We start from the raw sequence: 16,953 nt of genomic DNA on the forward strand, positions 1-16,953 counted from the left end.
CGCCGCTACTCCCAATCGCCAGTCAAGAGCACTCGTAACCCCGCACGCGAAGTGAGCGCTCTCGCTCGCTCGGCGTGAGTTTCCGTATCGCCACCGGTCTCGAGGTAGAGGCCGTTCGAGAGTTCGTAGGGAGCGGCCATCGGCTCGCCGTCGGCACGGACGGGGTCGGCGTTCAGCAGCGTCGGTTCCTCGTCGCCGTCGCCGGGGCTCCAAGGGACAGACACTCCCGAGAGGCCTCGTTCGAAGAGGTACTCCGTCACGCCGACGAGCGCCCGCTGCGAACTCGAGTGGCCGATCGCCCCGATCGAGCCGCGATCGTTGAAGAAGCGAGCGACGTACTCGCCGTCGTCGCGGTCGGCGGCCGCCGCGGATTCGTCCGTCGCGTCTCGGGTGGCGGACGTCGCCGTGCCGTCTGCCGCCGATTCTGATGGTGTCGCGTTCGTCTCGGCTGTTCGTCCACTCTTTGCGTCCGTTTCCGGCCGCTCTCCCTGTGACGCCCCCTCGAGAGCGTCGTCGGCTGCCTCGAGATCGCTGTGCTGGTCCGGACTCGAGGACGAGTCCGGTTCGGATGGGACGTTCGAACTCGGATCCGAACCTTCGGCCGTCGGATCCGTAAACCGAAACGAGATATCGTCCGACGGGGAGTCGAACCGCTCGGCGTCGGTCTCAGCGAACGAAACGACCAGTTGTTCGCAGAACCGTTCCGCGGCAGCCTCGAACTCGTCGGCGTAGCCGTCGCCCGCCGTGGCCGTCAACTGGTCGACGAACGCCTCGACGAGCGACTCCTGTCGGACCGCGAGTTGCCGCGCGACGGCGGGCTCCGCATCCGCCTCGAGCCGCCGGCTGAGCGTCGCCCGCGAGAAGTGTTCGACCGACGACGCGTGGTCCGGAAGCGCCGACAGCCGACACGCGAGTCGTTCGACGTCTCGCGTCCCGGCCAAAAACAGGTACTCGCGGCCGTTCGTGTAGACCGCGCGGTCGACGCCGGTCCACGCCATCGCCTCGAGCACGCCCCGGGCCCGCGATTCGTCGAGCGACCGATCGTAGGGATCGACAGCGACGAACAGCGCGGGGACCGAATCGACGCCGAGGACGTACTCGAGGCGGGTCTCCTCGACGGTCGTCTCGACCGCGACCGCGTCGCCGTGGCTGTCCCAGCCGAGCGTCTGGAGGAACGGCTCGACGAGCCACGTGCGCGTCTCGCGACCGGTTGTCGGGGGCGCGGACTCGAGGAGTGCCCGCGAGCGGCCGACGAACGAGCGGAGATGGGGGCCGGACATCGTATCGTTCAGTCGTAGTTCGGGGCCGATTATGTAAGGAGCGGGTAAGACTCAGGAATCGATACGCGTGCGGCGTTCGCGGGATCGACGGCTCTTGCGGAGGGACGTCACGACGAGATTTCCGCCGCGTCGCGCTGATAGATCCGAAGGCGGGCGTCGTACACCGAGAACGCGGACTTGAGGTTCGGCGGGATCGTTTCCGCCTTTCCGATGACGAGGTAGCCGTCCTGGCGGAGGGACCGCGCGATCACTTCCAGCATCGATTGCTTGTACTCGTTGTCGATGTAGATGAACAGGTTTCGGCAGACGACCAGATCGAAGCCCGACTTCGGATCGCCGTTGATCAGGTCGTGGCGCTCGAACTCGACGGTCCGCTTGACGGCGTCGTCGATCCGGTAGATCCGCTCGTCCTGCTCGACGTACCGCGAATAATCGTCGAGGAAGGACAGTTGGTCGGCCATATCGACCGTCCGCGACTCCTCGTAGACGCCCTCGCGAGCCGTCTCGAGGGCCGGTTCGCTGATGTCCGTTCCGAGAATCGAGATCGACGATTCGTCGATCTGCGCATCGTCGTGGGCGAGCATCGCTAGCGAGTACGGCTCGCGGCCGTCGGCGCAGGCGGCGCTCCAGATACGGACCTCGCGATTTTCCGCCGAGAGCGTCCGGAGGACGTCCCGGATGCCGGCCCAGACGTCCGGGTTGCGGAAGAACCCGGTGACGTTGATGCTCATCGCCTCGAGCAGGGCCTTCTGTTCGTCCGCGTCTTCTCGGAGGAACGCCAGGTAGTCGGCGTAGGTATCGTTTTGCGTGCGACGCATTCGCGAGGAGACTCGGCGGTCGAGGTAGCTGTCGTTGTAGTGGCTCGTCGCGAAATCCAGTTCGTGCTCGACGAACGAGAGCAGATCGTCGAAAGAGTCGTCTGTCACAGATCAGTCACTCCGTTAGTACCGTCGTCGGTGGAGGTTTTTACGCGAAGCGTTCCGGACGCCGGCGTAAACTCGACGGTTCGGCCGCGGTCGCCGCCGGTATCTTCGGCGACCAGCGGGACGCCGAGTTTCTCGAGTTCCTCCTTGGCTGCGGCGATGTTTCGCTGGCCGACGCCGTCGCCGAAACTGTCGAACTCGAACATGTCGCTCCCGCCCGCGATCTTCGCCTCGACGGCCGTGTAATCGGCGCCGCGTTCGACCATCCGCCGCAGGAGGGCCCGGATCGCCGTGTCGGCGTACTTGCCCGGTTTGCGGTCGCTGTTGGCGGCGGAGTCGCCGTCGGGGAGCATGGCGTGGGCGAGGCCGCCGATCTCGGCGTTGGGATCGTAGAGGGCGATCGCGAGACACGAGCCCAGCCCGTACGATTTGAGCGTCTCGTCGCCGTCGCCGATGGCCAGTTCGGAGATACCGACTTTGACCGGCGATGGCGCGCCCGGTTCACTGCCGTACGTTTTCATGATTTCATGACTCGTTCACTTGTTGGAAGTCAGCCGTGGTCGGCGTCTCCTCGATCCGATCGACGTCGAGATCGTTGAGTGCGCGCTCGAGGTCCGACTCGTCGGGGATGGCGTACACTTCGCAGTCGAACTCTCTCCCGTCGGCCGTGATGACTGTATCGAAGACGAACGCGAACTCCTGGTTCTCGCCGAGGTGGATCACGACCGGATCGACGGCTGCCGCGCCGATGTCGTGGATGAACTCCGGCGTCGAGTGGTCGATCGTCGTGTCCAGCACATTCGCCCAGCCGTCGAGGAAGCCGCTGGCCATGATGTTCCCGAGTTCGGTGATCGCGCTTCGGCCCATCTCGTCGTAGCCGTCCGTCTCGTCGTCGGTTCCGGGCGCGCCCGTCGGGACCATCGCGTCGATGATCTCGTCGGCCGACGCCTCGTCGAACAGGAAGAGGAGGTAGCCGCTCGGGACGCCGTCGAACTCGAACGCGACCCCGACCAGTCGCTCGTCGGCTACCTGCTCGGGAATCGCCTCGAGCGAGAGGAAGTTCAGCCGGCGGATATCGACGCTCGTTTCGATCCCGGTCAGCGTCGTCGCCGTGTTGGCGATCTCCTCGGCGCCGCGTTCGGCCATGCGGTCGAAGCCGTCGAGTTTGTCGTACTCGATGCCGTCGCTGGTGCGCAGTTGATCCAGCAGGTCGGCCATCGACTCCCGCGTCGGGAACAGGTAGTGGTGGAATCCGACTTCGGTGCCGACGGCCTCGATGTTGCTCTGGAAGAGCAAGGCGAGTTCCTCGTCACCTGCGCCCTCGATGTCGCCGAGGAAGGGGTCCGCCGACTGTCCCTGGACGAACTCGGGCGTCGAGACGTCGATGACCGTTTCCAGGACGTCGGCCCAGCCGTCGATGAAGCCGTTGTTCATGATCTGGCCCACTTCGGTCGCGGCGGAGCGGTTCATCTCGTCGAACTCGTCGGCTTCGGATTCGGTGACGAGCGTCTCGACGATTCGAAGCGCGTTCTCGCGCTCGAAGACGATCACCGACTGGCCCTCGATCGCGCCCGTGAGTTCGACGCGGACGCCGACCTTCTCGCTCGAGTCGGCGAAGTCGCGGCGGATCTCCCGCCCGCGCATGAAGTTGAGCTTCGTCACGCCGACCCGCGTCTCCACGTCGGTCATGTGGGTCAGCCGACCCGCGGCGAGTCCGGCCCCCTCTCGAGCCATTCGATAGAACGTTCCGAGCGCGTTGACGTCGAGTTTCATGCGGATTGCACGTCCATCCCGTTGACCATTTCGACGAACTCTTCGAGGTCGGGGAAGGCATAGATTTCGGCCTCGATCTGATAGCTCGGGACCGACAGATCCGAGTCGAAAAACAGCGCGAGGTCGTCGTCGCCGAGTCCGGCCGTTCGGGTGACGATTTCTTCGGTCGGGGCGTAGACGAGCTGCGGGGCGGCGATGTCGATCACGCGCCCGAGCACGTCGGCCCAGCCGTCGATGAAGCCGCTGGCCATCATGTTGCCCATCTCCTCGACGGCGCTGCGGGCCATCTTGCCGGAGACGTCGGACATGTCGTCGACGACGTCGTCGAGCATGATCGCGGTGATCTTCTTCGCGCTCGCCTCCGGGAAGAGGATGAGGATGTGGCCGTGGGGCGGGTTGAGCAGGCGGACGCGGACGCCGACGCGTTTCCCGTTATCGAGTTGGGACTGGATGTCGTCGACGTCGACGAAGTTCGTCTTCGTTACCTCCATCTGGGCGTCTTGGCCGGTCAGCTTGCTCATGTTGTCGGCGACACCGTTCGTCCCGACCTTGGCCATCTCGTTTATGAAACTCAGCTTGCGGATGTCGACCATTAGCGTCATCTGTTCCTGATCCTCCGTCGATGTGCGTCTGTGTCTGCGTACACGTGTGCGGTTGCGTCGTTCGCGTTCATAGTGTCGTCACGTCAAGGATGTTGACTACCTTCCCTCGGCCGCGCACCGTCGCGCCGCTGAGGCCGGGAATGCCCCGCATGAAGCCCTCGAAGGGCTTGACGACGACCTCCTGTTGGCCGTGGACCAGATCGCACCGAAGCGCGACCGGGCGGACGTCGTCGCGGATCCGAACGAGGACGTCGCCGCCCTCGCGCTCGAGTCCGACCCCGGCGGTGTCACCGTCACTGCTACTGCCGCCGTCACCGACTGCGACTCCGGCGTCGGTCTCGGTGTCGGTGTCGGCGTCAGTATCGACCGCCGCCGTCTCGAGCGCCTCGTCGAGGCTGAGTACGGGAATCGGATCGTCGTCATCGCCGTCACGGGGGAGCATCGGCTCGCCGTCGATCAGTTCGATCGACTCGGCGGGCTCGACGTCGTAGACGACCTCGGTCGGCAGTCCGAACTCCTCGCCGCCGCTCTCGATGAACAGGATGTCGTCGATCGCGATCGACACCGGCAGGGTCATCGTGACGGTCGTGCCCTCGCCCGGCGCGCTGTCGATCGAGACCGTGCCGTCGAGTTCCGTTACCGTTCGGTCGACGACGTCCATTCCGACGCCGCGGCCGCTGACGTCCGTCACTTCCTCGGCGGTCGAGAGGCCCGGATGGAAGACGAGGTCGTAGACGTCCTCGTCGGCCATCGCGTCGGCCTCGTCCTCGGTGAGCACGTCCGCCTCGACCGCCTCGGATCGGATCCGGTCGGGGTCGAGACCGCTCCCGTCGTCGTCGACCGTGATCGTCACGCGGTCGCGTTCCCGCGTCGCGGTCACTTCGACGGTCCCCTCGCTGGGCTTGTCCGCGTCTTCTCGGTCTTCCGGGGGTTCGATACCGTGGTCGACGGCGTTGCGAACCAGATGGATCAGCGGATCGCTGATCCGGTCTAAGATGGTCCGATCGAGTTCGACGTCGCCGCCGTCCATCTCGAACGCCACTTCCTTCTCCTGTTCGCGGGCGATATCGCGGACGACCCGCGGCAGCCGCCCCGTCACCGTCTCGAGGGGGACGAGGCGGACGTCCATCACCGTCTCCTGGAGGTCGGTCGTTAGATCCTCGAGCGCGTCGAGTTCCGTCTCGAGGGCCTGGCGATCCTCGTCGGCTTCGACGGCGTGTCGAAGGCGGACGCGGCTGGTCACCAGTCCCTCGACGAGCGTGAGGAGTTCGTCGACCTGCTCGACGTCGACGCGGAGCGACTGGATCTCGTCGGCGTCGTCGTCGGCGTCCTGCTGGGTCTCCGGTTCGGGCACCGTGACGTCCGGAATCTCGATCTCCGGCACGTCGATGATGCGGTCCGGCGTCTCGTCTGCCTCGGTCGCGGTCGCGGAATCGCTCGCCGCGTTCGAGGCGCCGTCACCGAACGAGTCGTGCTCGAACGCGGTCCCGTCGTCGGTTTCGGTCCCGATTCCGGGCTCGCTCTCGGTGTCGGGTTCGCTGAACGACGTCGATTCCGAGTCGATGTCGGCGAACGCGTCGTCGCCGAACGTGTCCTCGAAGGACGTGTCCGAATCGGGCTCGAGGTCTAAGGACTCGAGCGAGTCGTCGAGGGTCGTCGACTCGAGGTCCGTCGAGTCGAGATCGACTGAATCGAACTCGTCCTCGGAGGTACTCTCGATATCCGGGTCGGCAATAGCGAACGCATCGTCCGTCTCCAACGTGCCGCTTGACTCGAAGTCGTCGGTCGCTTCGAACGCATCGCCCGTCTCGAGATCGGCGGCCGTCGCACCATCATCGAGGGCTTCGTCGACGAAGTCCTCGTCAGCGACGCCCTCATCGGCGACATCGTCGGCTCCGAGTTCGGTATCGGAGTCGGCGCCGTCCGACTCGTCGAACGCCGCCTCGCCGAACTCGGCCGCGTCGCCCTCCGACGGAACGGAGTCCGAGACGTCGAACTCGTCCGAATCGATCGCACCGTCGTCGAACGTCTCCGTCGAATCGGCTGCCGACTCGAGTTCGGCGTCGTCCGTCGACGCTGCCGTTGCGTCTTCAGTTGCGAAGCCGACGCCCGACTCGTCGTCATCGGCGGCGACGGGTTCTGCGTCGTCCTCGTCACCGTCGACCGACGAAAACGCCGCCTCGAGCACCTCATCGGCGGTATCGGACGGCGTCGCGGGTTCGGATTCAGTCTCGGTCTCGAGTTCGGATTCGTCTTCGTTCCCGTCTTCGACTGCCTCATCTACGGACGCCGAGCCAACGTGCTCTATCTCGTTCGACTCCGGATCGGCCCCAGTTTGGTCGTCGCTATCGACTGGGACATCACCGTCAAACTCCGGAGCGGCCGTCGCGTCATTGGCGTCCGACTCCGCCGTCGCAGCGTCGTCGGCAGCCGAGCCGACGGTCGCACCGAGGTCGCTGAAGTCGACCATTTCGTCTCCGCCGGCGCTTCCGGCGGAATCGGTGTCGGCCTCGGCATCTACCGCGTCGGCAGATTCGTCATCAGTCGCCGGCTCGAAGTTGTCCGTCGCCGGTTCGAAGCCGCCGGTCGCCGAATCGAAATCAGCGACGTCCGTCGGCGGAGCGTCGTCGCTACCGTTGTCGTCATCGTCGCTATCGTCGACGCCGGCGTCATCGTCGACACCGATGTTATCGTCGGCATCGACGTCCTCGAGTTCGTCATCTTCCTCGAATTCGTCTTCGTCGGCCGACGCGGTCGGCGACCCGAGCGGAATCACACCGTCTTCGGTAGCATCGTCCGTGGATTCTGCGCCCGTAGACGACGCTGCCGTCTCAGATTTCGGTTCCGGCTCCGGTTCCGGCTCTGAGGCCAGTGTTTCAGCCGGTTCCAGCGTTTCAGCCGGTTCCGCCGTCGCTGTCGCTTCGTCGGCGACCGTCTCTGCAGGCTCTTCCGTCGAATCGGGGTCGTCCGCAGGCGTCTCGAGATCGGATTCGGCCTCGTCGGCCGTCTCGACTGCGTCCGCCTCGACTGCGTCCGCGACGTCGCCGTCGGACGGCTGACCGGTGGCCGGTTCCGCCTCATCGGCAGCCGAATCCGCGTCCGCAGTTGCAGCGTCGGCGTCGGCGGTCGCATCGCCGGCGTCGTCCGCTTCGAGGAACGGATCTTCGTCGGCGACGTCGTCCCCGAGAAGCTCGTCCATGCTGACTTCGTCGTCGGTGTCGAACTCGTCGAACTCGAGTTCCGCGAGTTCGTCCTGGAGTTCGTCGAAGCCGACCATCTCGACTTCGTCCTTGAGCTCCTGGAAGACGGCGTCGGCGTCCTCGACGGGATCCTCCGCCGAGCCCGGATCGGTGACCGCGGATCCGGAGTCGGAACTGGAATCGGAGTCAGAATCGGAATCGGAGACCGATCCGGACCGCTCGTCGCTTTCGGCGCTCGAGTCGGTCGCCGTCTCGACCGAATCGCCCTCAGAAGCCGATTCCGTGGCGGACTCGTCGGTATCGACGTCCGCCAGCTCGGCCGCAGCTTCGTCCAGAGCGGGATCGACCTCGATGTCGACGTCGTCGTCGCCCAACAGATCGTCGAACGAGCCGGCTTTGCCCATATCGTCGAAGGCGTCGAGATCGTCGTCGTCCTCGACTTCCTCGACCATCGAATCGAGATCGTCGTACTGATCGAACTCGCCGAGTAGTTCATCGACCTCGAGGTCCTGCGCATCGTCGGCCGAGATGTCCGGGTCTGCCGCCCCCGGCGTTGCGTTATCGCCGCCGGTTTCCTCGGCATCGGCCACCGCGGCGAACTGGTCGGTCACCTCGAGCAACTCGAAGTCCGCGACCTCGTCGACCGGCTCGAGACCGGATTCGATCGCCGATTCGGTCACCGCGCTCGCGAAGACGGCATCGAAGCGACCGTTGTACGCGTGGGCTTCGATCGCGTCGCGCGGCGGCGCGGTTCCGATCAGGTCGAACGCGTCGATCAACGCCTTGACGATCAGGATGCCGGCGTTGGCGCCCTCAGCCTCGCTCTCGTCGACCGAGAGCCGGGCGAGGTAGACGTTCCGGTCTTCCGCCGGCGGCTCGAATCGCGAGAGGACATCTTCGATCTCCTCGTCCGTCGGCGGTTGGATCGCCGCCGGCCCCTCGAGGTGGTCCCGGAGGGCGTGAATCGTCTCGGACGGATCCGCGTCGAACTCGTCGTCGGCGCCGTCGGCGGTCTCGATGATCGTCTCGAGTTCGTCGACGGCGTCGAAGATGTCGTCCATCAGTTCCGGCGAGACCTCGAGCGAACCGCCGCGGACGGCGTCGAGGAGGTCCTCGATCGCGTGGGCGAGTTCGCTCGCGGACTCGAGGCCGGCGGCGCCACAGTTGCCCTTGAGCGTGTGGGCGACCCGGAAGACGTCCTCCATCGCCGCCTCGTCGTCGGGGTTTCGCTCGAGGGTCAACAGGGCGTTGTTCAGTTCCGTGATTCGCTCCGTGCTCTCTTGGACGAAATCGGTCCAGTACTCGTACTCAGTCATCGCGGTCACCCGCTTTCGCGTCCGGGTCCGAGTCCGGATCCGGCGTCGTGTCCGCGAACGCGGCGACGATCTCGTCGACGATCTCGGGGGCGGGGGCGATCGAATCGACGCAGCCGGTTTCGATCGCCTGACAGGGGATGCCGAAAACGGGGCTCGTCGCCTCGTCCTGTGCGATTGTTCGTCCGCCCGCGGCTTTGATCGCCTCGATCCCGGCGGCGCCGTCGTCACCCATGCCGGTCAGGACGACGCCACAGAGCGGTCCGTCGACGCGGTCGGCGGCCGTTTCCATCGTGACGTCGATCGCCGGCTGGATGCCGTAGTCACGCCGCGCTTCGTCGAGGCGGACGCGCAGCGAATCGCCGAAGTCGGCGCCGATCTCGAGGTGGGCGCTACCGGGTGCAACGACCGCCTCGCCGGGACCGACCCGGTCGCCGTCGCTGGCCTCGCTGACCGCGTACGGTCCCATCGCGTCGAGTCGGTCGGCGAACCGCCCGGTGAAATCGGCCGGCATGTGCTGGACGATCAGCACCGTCGCGCCGAGGCCGATCGGAAGCCGCCGGAGCAGTCGTTCGACGATCTTCGGGCCGCCCGTCGAGGCGCCGACGACGATCGTCGGACCGCGGACGCCGTCGTCCGCTTCGTCACCGTTGACCGCGGAGGCCAGATCGTCGTTGCGCTCGGGGACGGGCGCCGCAGTCAATTGCGCGTCGGTTTCGGTGTCCGTCTCCGGACTGGCCGGCGCAATCGATTCGACCGCCGTTTCGCCTCGCGACGTCGTCCCGGTGGCACCGGCCGTCGACGGACTCGAGCGGTCGGTGCGTGCCGGATGCGAGTGCGAGCGAGCGCGAGTAGGAGCGCCCGATTGCGAGTCCGAACGACCGTTCGACTCTGACCGAGTCTCACTGCTCGTCGGTCGAGCATCAGCCAGGGACGACACGTCGACGTCGTCCAGTCGATCGATCTTCTCGCGGAGGTCGTCCACGAAGTGAGCGATGTTACGCGAGCCCGAACCGTCGGGCTTCTGGAGGAAGTCGATCGCGCCGGCTTCCAGCGCATCGAGGGTCGCCTCCGCGCCTGCATCGGTATACGCGCTGGCCATGATGACCGGCGTCGGCGTCGCCGCCATGATCCGCTCGACGGCCGCGATGCCGTTCATGTCCGGCATCTCGACGTCCATGGTCACCACGTCGGGATCGAAGGCCGCGTTCGTCACGATTTCGACTGCTTCGGTGCCGGTCTCGGCCGTTTCGACGTCGTAGCCGGCGTCGCTGAGCGCGTTGCCGACGACTGTTCGGAAGAACTGAGAGTCGTCGACAACGAGTACTCGCGTCATGCCGCAGTGACGTCCGTAAGCGCTTTTCTGACGCTCGGTTCCTCGAACGGCTTCGTCACGTAGCCGTCCGCGCCCGCTTTGACCGCGAGTTTCATCTTTTCCCGCTGGCCGACGCTCGTGCACATGATAACGCTGGCGTCGGGATCGATTTTCTTTATGGCCGCGGTCGCCTTGATGCCGTTACATTTGGGCATCACGATGTCCATCATGACGATATCCGGATCGTGTTCCTTGTACAACTTGACGGCTTCAGCCCCGTTCGACGCCTCACCCAGAATGCGGTATTCCTGCTCGAGAATCTGCCGGAGGAGATTCCGCATAAAATGTGAGTCGTCTACGATGAGCACCCCTGTCGACATTCACTAGTACACCAAATTCGGGTAGAAATACAACTACCATAAATGCTGTCTCTCTATTATCAGACGTGATAACCGACGAAAACGACGGCGAGCGGTGCGTCCGCGCGGCTACCACGACCGGTAGTTACCGGTCACGACCGCGGCCCAGCCGCTAACAAAAGTTTGTCGACAGTGACGACCGGCGTGAGTTCGACGACGACGGGCTCCCGGTCCTGCGGCTCGTCGACCGATGCCGCCGCACTCGTTGCGTCCGATTCACCGATCGCGTCGGCGGATTCCGCTCCCTCGGTCGGCGAGACGACCGTCTCCCCGATCCGTCGGGTCGGACGCCGCTCCTGTTCGGCGAGCGCACTGATCAGCGGGTGCTCGAGTAGATCGGTCTCGAACTCGCGCGAGGCGACGTCGTCGGCGTCCAGTAGGTTGCGCTCGGGAACGGATTCGACGTCCAGGACCTCGTGGACCCGAATCGCCGCCGACTGGTCGTCGGCACCGCGGTCGAAGACGAGCAATTGGTCGCGCCCGGCGTCGGTTTCGGTGGTTCCGTGGTCGGCCGTCGGGAAGTGCACGGACGGATCGATCACGGCCGTGATTTCGCCGCGGAGGTCGGTGACGCCCTCGACCGCCGACGGCGTTCGCGGGACCGGCGTCAGTTCGTCCGGGAGATCCGTCGTCGTACGAACGTCGTCGACCGGAACGGCCAGACGGTGCTCGCCGACGGTAAACAGCACGAGCCGCACGAGCTCTTCCTCGTCGTCGGACTCGTCGGACCGTTGCTGCGAGCGGTCGTCACCGTCGATATCGATGCCGAGAAGCTTGTCGGGGAGGTCCGGGGCCATGTATCCGTTCGTGTATCCCAGCCCAGTGATAAAACGTTGACTCCCGCGGTGACGGGCCCAGCGTCCTGCGGCCGCGGCCGGTCGTGGCAATCCCGAAACAGGAGACGGCGGGACGCACAACGTTTATTTTCGGGTCTTTCCATGGTGAGAGCGAATACGATGACCTCCCCTGCCGACCGCGCGGACCCCGACCCCGGTTCCGACGCAGCCGCCGACGACGGTCCAGACACCGTCGACGACGGCCGACTGACGGTCCTCACCTTCTCGCTCGCGTCCGAGCGCTACTGCGTCCGAACCGACGCCGTCGCCTCCGTCCTCGGGCTCTCCGAGACGGCGCCGCTCGAGGACGCCGACGATCCCTGGAACGCGGGGACCGTCACCGTCCGCGGCGAGCGCGTTCGCGTCGTCGATCTGCCCCGCGTGTTCGCCGCGGAGCGAACGCGGGAAACGGCCGCACGGATCGACGATCCGATGTTGCTGGTCATCGACGACACTGACGAGACCGACGCCTACTACGGCTGGCTGGTCGACGGCGTCGACGTCACGAGAACGGTTCGAATGGACGACCTCGAGTCGACCCGGGCTACCACTAAACACGTCGACGGGCGGTTCGACTTCGAGGACGGAAGCGCGATCTTACTCAACGAGACGGCGATTCACGGCTAAAAGAGTCGACACCAGTGTCGACGCGAGCGATTATCGCATCCCGGGCGGCGGGCCGTCGTCCGAATCGTCGATATCGATGTCGAATCCCATCTCCTCGCGTTTCTCCTGCAGTCGCTTGATCTGCCGGTAGTAGTACGCGATCCCGGCGCCGCCGAGCAACACGACCGCGCCGATCAGCCCGGCGAACAGCGGGATATCGCGCGTCTGGTAGTACCGCAACGAGAGCGGACTATCGACGCTCTCCCAGGTCAGGCGCTCGCGATCGTCGACGATTTCGCGCTCGTAGCCGCCGGGGCTGACGTCGCCGAACAGGAAGTTCGACGTCCGGTGGCCCTCGGGCAGCGTCACCTCGTAGGAGCCCTCGACGTAGGCCGGCAACTGGAAGGTTCGCCGGCCCGCGTCGCCCGAGAACGCGAGCGTCCCGTTCCCGTCGGGAACCCGGACCTGCGTGCTCGAGCGGTCCTGTTCGACCTCGAGTTCGGAGCCAGTTACCTCGGTCCCGTTGGGGTACCAGTACCGGACGCCGCGGATGTCGAGCGCCTCGTCGCGGTAGAGCTGTGAGCGGTACAGCGACAGTTCCTCGGTGTCGTTGAGATCGTAGACGGCGCGGAACTCGCCGTCGCTGATGATACCGCCGCCCTCGACGTCGACCGCGACGTCGGCCTCGCTGTCGCGCAGATCGTCGTAGCTCGCGTTCTGATCGAGTTGTTCGTCCGAAATCCCGCCGAAGAATCCCAGACAGCCCGCTGTACCGGCGAGCAAGAAGACCGCGAGCACCGCGAGAACGAGTCGACGATTCATGTTACGGAACGACACAGCGCAGTTCCGCCGGGAGGTACTCGCCGACGCTGGCCAGCAGTCCCGGCGGGTCCGTATCGTCGGTACAGATCACGCTCTGCTCGAGGAGGCCGAGTCGTTCGACGGTGACGTAGTCTTGAGCGTGGCCCGCGCGGTTGAGCGTCGCGCGAACCTCCGCCCGCGTGGCGCTGTTGACGTTGAGCCGCCCGGCGCCGCGGGTCCACTCGTAGAGGCGGTCGACTTCCTCGTCGGCGAGGGTCGACGCCTCGTCCTCCCCGCCGTAGACGAACCGCAGCGGCACGTGCTGGACGAGGCCGTACCGCTCGCGGATCTGCGTGGGGGATCCGGGCCCGAGATCGAGTTCGTCCGCGGGAATCCGCACCGCCTGTCCGGCGTCGAGGACGAATCCCTCGTCGTCCCACGACTCGAGCGTGCCGACGTAGGTCTCGCCGGCCTCGAGGTCGGGGACGATCTCGCCGAACTCCTCGCGGAGGACGTTGCGCGCGACGGTGGCGTCTTCGCCCTCGATCGTGACCGACGGGAAGTCGTCGTGGCGTACCCCGAGTTCGAACTCGACTTCGAGGTCGCCGATCTCGTTGTCGACCAGCGATCGCAGCGAGTCAAGCGCTCGCTCGCGGGCGTCGCCCTCGACGTAGAGTTTGGTTGCGAGTACGACCATTAGGCGTCCGCGTTGTCGATGTTGAGTTCCTCCTCGAGGGCCTCGAGGCGCTCGTCCATCGCGTTGACGAGCCGGTCGTTGTCCATCGATTCGAGCGGCGAGCCGCATTCGGGACACTCGAAGCCGAAGTCCATGGCCTCGCCGAACTCGAACCGGATCGAACAGATCTCACAGAGGTAGAACTCGTGGTTCCGTTCGTACTCCTGACGGTCCTCGAGGGCGTCGTGGAGTCGGTACATCTCCTCTTCCAGATTCTCCGGGATGTTGTCGTACTCGAAGGTCCAGAGGTAGGTGAGCCAGCCCGAGTCCTCGTCGCGCAGGCGGCGATAACTCGCCAGATCGTTCTCGTAGAGAATAAACAGCGCGCGCCGCACGTCGTTCAACTCGAGGTCGAGCTCTTCCGCGAGCTCCTCGTCGGTCACTTCGCCGTCCGGCGGGGCCGCCGCGACGGGCATTCCCTTGGGACCGACCAACTCGTGCAAGTACTTCTGGATGACCGGGTCCTCGAGCAGGTCCTCAAAAGCCATTACCTACGTGTAACGGCATGTGGCCATTAAGTCTTGCCAACTGCCCTTCGACGCGCGGTACTGTCGACCGCCGCGTCGGTGTCGGCGTCGCCGTCGGTGTGGATGCTAGTCGGCCTGCCGTCAGCGCTGGCGTCGGTAGCGCGCCGAAGCCGATCGACGGGCGGACTCGGCCGCCGCTGCGCTACTCGATGTCTTCGGCGTTGTTGTCCCCTTTGGGGACCTCCCAGCCGATCGAGACGGTGATCTCCTCGCGGTCCCCGCGGAGCATCGGCGAGCGCTCCTCGACTTCGATGTCGTACTCGACCGTCGACGCCGGCGTGAGCGTCAGCAGCTTGTTGCCGACCTGCACCTCTGCGGGGCCCGTCCCCCGAAGCTCGGCGGCGAGGTCCGCCACCAGATCGGCGGCCTCATCGCGCGTCATATCGTTCCGGTAATTAGTCGTATCCGCCATGATGGCAGGCCCAACGACCGGACACAAAGAAGTTCGGACGAACGGATCGGCTCGCGTTCAGCCACGGCGGTACGTTTAGGACCGGTCGTGTTGTACCAGTAACACGTGTTCCAGCAGGTCGTCCCCTGGGTCCGCAAGCGGTACGATCCGGTCGATATCGGTATTTCGATCGCGATCGCCGGCCTCCTTTCGCTGGTCGGGTTCTCGACGGATCTGATCGCGCTCTTTCTCGCGCTCGTCGTGGTCTCCCCGGTCGTCGAGACCGTCCTCGAGCGGGTCGATCCGGCGCCGGGGCTTGCGTGGATGACTTTCGGCGTCGCCTGGCTCGTCGCCGGTGGTGTGCAACTGCGGGCGAGCAATCCGTGGATCGGGAGCGGCCTCCTCGCGATCGGTTGCTGGATCTGTCTCGACGGCCTCTACAGCTGGCAGTACGGGGGTTCGGACGATGGGACTGCTCGAGACGGTGCTGGGGACGCCCCGGACGCGGACGCCGACACCGACGACCTATCGCGAGCCGAGGTGGCCCGCATGGCGAGACACAACCGCCGCGTGGTCAAGGCGCTTCGTAACGCGGATCAGCCGCTGACCGAGGCGGAACTGCGTTCGCGAACCGGGCTGAGCGAACCCGATCTCGAGCGCGTCCTCGCCGAGCACGCCCGCGGCGAATCGGGACCGATCGAGCGCGTCGGCACCGGCTACGTCCTCGAGGATAGCGATACGGGATTCGTCCCGTTTCTCCGTACCGTCGCTCGGTTAGTCGGCGGGCGATTGCTCCGGCCGTTCCGGCTGCTGCGCCCGTCTGGCTGACGAACCGAACGCGGTTCTCGTCGGATATCGCCCTTTTAGCCGTCGTCGGAGCCGTCTTTTTCTTCCGGAGCGCCGTCCGCCTTGCGGCGCTCGCCGTCCGGTGCAGGTCGCGGGAGCGCTCGGCGAGGCCGCGGCGGAACGAGGTAGCTCCCCCAGCGTCGAACCCGGAGGTACCGGAGAATGCCGTTGCCCTGGCGCGGACCGAGCCCGTACTGGCCGAACTCCTCGCCGAGCATCGCCTCCCGGACGCGGGTAAACTCCGACATTTCCCGTTGCAGGGAGACGAAGTGGACGCCGCAGACGTCGTCGTCGGTCGTGTTCACGTCCCGCCGGAGCAGCGTCGGCGTCCCGTCGTCCCGGGCTCGAGCGAGCTTCTGTGCGTGGCCGACGACGCCGTCGTCGCGAGCGTGGTCGTGGATGTCGGCGGCGACCGACGCGACGCCGGTTTCGGTCCCGAGCCGTTCGCCGACCTCGCCGACCGCCTCCCGCTCGGCGTGTGCGGGGCTGAACAGTCGCGCGACGCGTTGCTCGTGATCGCTCTCGTCGTACCACACCTCGAGATCGAGCTCGAGGGTTTCGAAGTGCTGCGTCGAGCCGCCGGCGAACGGTCCCTCCCGGATCGTGACCCGGTCCTCGGTCGCCTGGCTTTCGCGAAAGCCGGATCGAAACCCCATGAAGAAGGGCGCCTCCTCGGGCACCGGCTCACCGTCGGGAATGCCCTCTAGTCCGTCCTGTCGATCGGCCGGCAGCCCGGGCCCGACGAAGCCCGTTCGTCGAGCCGTCCGGTCGAAGACGTCCTCGAGCGACGTCGACAGCGAGCGGCCGTTGAGGCGCTCGCGCTCGCCGAACAGGGCCTGCTCGACGGCGAGTACCGCCGCCCCGTCGTCGCTCGCGAGGTGCAAGAGCGCGTCGTTCGTGTCGACCGTCACGTCGCTCTCGGCGGTGAGCGCGAGGATCGGCTCCGGCTCCGGAAGGTCGACGGCGTCGTCGAGGGGTGCGTCGAACCGATCGAAGTACGCAGGGGTGTACCCGAGCGTGAAGAGGACACCGTCGGGACCCCACTCGATCGCCCGTTCGACCTCGCGCAGCGCCGTTCGAACGGTTTCGCGGGCGGTCTCGTCCGGCTCCGCCGAGAGCGATAGGCTGAGGAAAACGTGATGTTCGGGCGGGCTGACGTTCCCGTCCCGATCTTCCGGTAGCGCGTCGTCCCAGGCGTGTTGCCGGTCGGGGAGCGACGAGGGCGCCTCGACGCCGTCGGGGGCTTTCAGTGTCGTCCCGTCCTCGAGACAGCCGACGAGTGCGGCGCTCGCGCCGGCCGCGACCGCCGAGCGGACGAACGCCCGCCGCGATCGGCTCGGTGTCGGATCGTCGTCTTTCATATCGGTGACCCGGTCATCTCAGAC

Annotated in this window: 16 protein-coding genes; 2 read left to right on the top strand and 14 right to left on the bottom strand. The window is 66.0% G+C overall.

All coding sequences use genetic code 11. The features are described 5' to 3' along the window. Positions 1 to 5: 5 nt before the first annotated feature. The 9 genes from ATJ93_RS04170 to ATJ93_RS04210 all read right to left on the bottom strand — a co-directional run bounded on the left by ATJ93_RS04170 (position 6) and on the right by ATJ93_RS04210 (position 11,622). Positions 6 to 1,280 (bottom strand): hypothetical protein, encoded by a 1,275-nt coding sequence (locus tag ATJ93_RS04170; protein WP_120243347.1) that lies wholly within the window; start codon positions 1,278 to 1,280, stop codon positions 6 to 8. A gap of 107 nt (positions 1,281 to 1,387) precedes the next feature. After that, entirely contained in the window at positions 1,388 to 2,206 is an 819-nt protein-coding gene (locus ATJ93_RS04175) for a CheR family methyltransferase (RefSeq protein WP_120243348.1), read from the bottom strand. After that, positions 2,203 to 2,724, bottom strand: a complete 522-nt coding sequence (locus tag ATJ93_RS04180; RefSeq protein WP_120243349.1) for a chemotaxis protein CheD — start codon at positions 2,722 to 2,724, stop codon at positions 2,203 to 2,205. Before ATJ93_RS04180 ends, ATJ93_RS04175 begins: the two co-directional genes overlap by 4 nt. A 4-nt stretch (positions 2,725 to 2,728) precedes the next feature. Further along, positions 2,729 to 3,976, bottom strand: a complete 1,248-nt coding sequence (locus ATJ93_RS04185; protein ID WP_120243350.1) for a chemotaxis protein CheC — start codon at positions 3,974 to 3,976, stop codon at positions 2,729 to 2,731. Next, positions 3,973 to 4,578 carry a chemotaxis protein CheC gene (locus ATJ93_RS04190; protein ID WP_049895271.1) on the bottom strand — a complete coding sequence of 202 codons (606 nt, stop codon included), beginning with the start codon at positions 4,576 to 4,578 and terminating at the stop codon, positions 3,973 to 3,975. The genes ATJ93_RS04185 and ATJ93_RS04190 overlap by 4 nt, the downstream gene beginning before the upstream one ends. Before the next feature lie 67 nt (positions 4,579 to 4,645). Continuing rightward, a complete protein-coding gene (locus tag ATJ93_RS04195) occupies positions 4,646 to 9,094 on the bottom strand; it encodes an ATP-binding protein (protein WP_120243351.1) in 4,449 nt (1,482 codons plus the stop codon). After that, positions 9,087 to 10,427, bottom strand: a complete 1,341-nt coding sequence (gene cheB, locus ATJ93_RS04200) for a chemotaxis-specific protein-glutamate methyltransferase CheB (protein ID WP_120243352.1) — start codon at positions 10,425 to 10,427, stop codon at positions 9,087 to 9,089. The genes ATJ93_RS04195 and cheB overlap by 8 nt, the downstream gene beginning before the upstream one ends. Next, positions 10,424 to 10,786 carry a chemotaxis protein CheY gene (cheY, locus tag ATJ93_RS04205; protein ID WP_013880061.1) on the bottom strand — a complete coding sequence of 121 codons (363 nt, stop codon included), beginning with the start codon at positions 10,784 to 10,786 and terminating at the stop codon, positions 10,424 to 10,426. The genes cheB and cheY overlap by 4 nt, the downstream gene beginning before the upstream one ends. 131 nt (positions 10,787 to 10,917) lie before the next feature. Continuing rightward, positions 10,918 to 11,622, bottom strand: coding sequence for a chemotaxis protein CheW (locus ATJ93_RS04210; protein WP_120243353.1), 705 nt, complete (start codon positions 11,620 to 11,622; stop codon positions 10,918 to 10,920). 159 nt (positions 11,623 to 11,781) lie between these two features. On the opposite strand from ATJ93_RS04210, the gene ATJ93_RS04215 reads away from it, so the two are divergent. Next, the gene (locus tag ATJ93_RS04215; protein ID WP_120243923.1) at positions 11,782 to 12,288 is read left to right on the top strand and encodes a chemotaxis protein CheW; all 507 of its coding nucleotides are present in this window, start codon (positions 11,782 to 11,784) and stop codon (positions 12,286 to 12,288) included. A gap of 30 nt (positions 12,289 to 12,318) precedes the next feature. On the opposite strand, the gene ATJ93_RS04220 is transcribed toward ATJ93_RS04215, so the two are convergent. The 4 genes from ATJ93_RS04220 to ATJ93_RS04235 all read right to left on the bottom strand — a co-directional run bounded on the left by ATJ93_RS04220 (position 12,319) and on the right by ATJ93_RS04235 (position 14,743). Further along, positions 12,319 to 13,089, bottom strand: coding sequence for a DUF5803 family protein (locus tag ATJ93_RS04220; protein ID WP_120243354.1), 771 nt, complete (start codon positions 13,087 to 13,089; stop codon positions 12,319 to 12,321). 1 nt (position 13,090) lies between these two features. Further along, a complete protein-coding gene (locus ATJ93_RS04225) occupies positions 13,091 to 13,765 on the bottom strand; it encodes a DUF2110 family protein (RefSeq protein WP_120243355.1) in 675 nt (224 codons plus the stop codon). Then, the gene (gene tfe, locus ATJ93_RS04230) at positions 13,765 to 14,292 is read right to left on the bottom strand and encodes a transcription factor E (protein WP_120243356.1); all 528 of its coding nucleotides are present in this window, start codon (positions 14,290 to 14,292) and stop codon (positions 13,765 to 13,767) included. The genes ATJ93_RS04225 and tfe overlap by 1 nt, the downstream gene beginning before the upstream one ends. A 181-nt stretch (positions 14,293 to 14,473) precedes the next feature. Beyond that, positions 14,474 to 14,743 carry an amphi-Trp domain-containing protein gene (locus tag ATJ93_RS04235; RefSeq protein WP_120243357.1) on the bottom strand — a complete coding sequence of 90 codons (270 nt, stop codon included), beginning with the start codon at positions 14,741 to 14,743 and terminating at the stop codon, positions 14,474 to 14,476. Between the two features lie 105 nt (positions 14,744 to 14,848). Here ATJ93_RS04235 and ATJ93_RS04240 point away from each other — a divergent pair, with 105 nt between their 5' ends. After that, entirely contained in the window at positions 14,849 to 15,550 is a 702-nt protein-coding gene (locus tag ATJ93_RS04240; RefSeq protein WP_120243358.1) for a hypothetical protein, read from the top strand. Between the two features lie 35 nt (positions 15,551 to 15,585). Here the strand turns inward: ATJ93_RS04240 and ATJ93_RS04245 are convergent, their stop codons facing one another. Beyond that, positions 15,586 to 16,929, bottom strand: coding sequence for a DUF7405 family protein (locus tag ATJ93_RS04245; protein WP_120243359.1), 1,344 nt, complete (start codon positions 16,927 to 16,929; stop codon positions 15,586 to 15,588). Positions 16,930 to 16,953: the final 24 nt, after the last annotated feature.

Source organism: Halopiger aswanensis (genome assembly GCF_003610195.1).
Classification (GTDB): domain Archaea; phylum Halobacteriota; class Halobacteria; order Halobacteriales; family Natrialbaceae; genus Halopiger; species Halopiger aswanensis.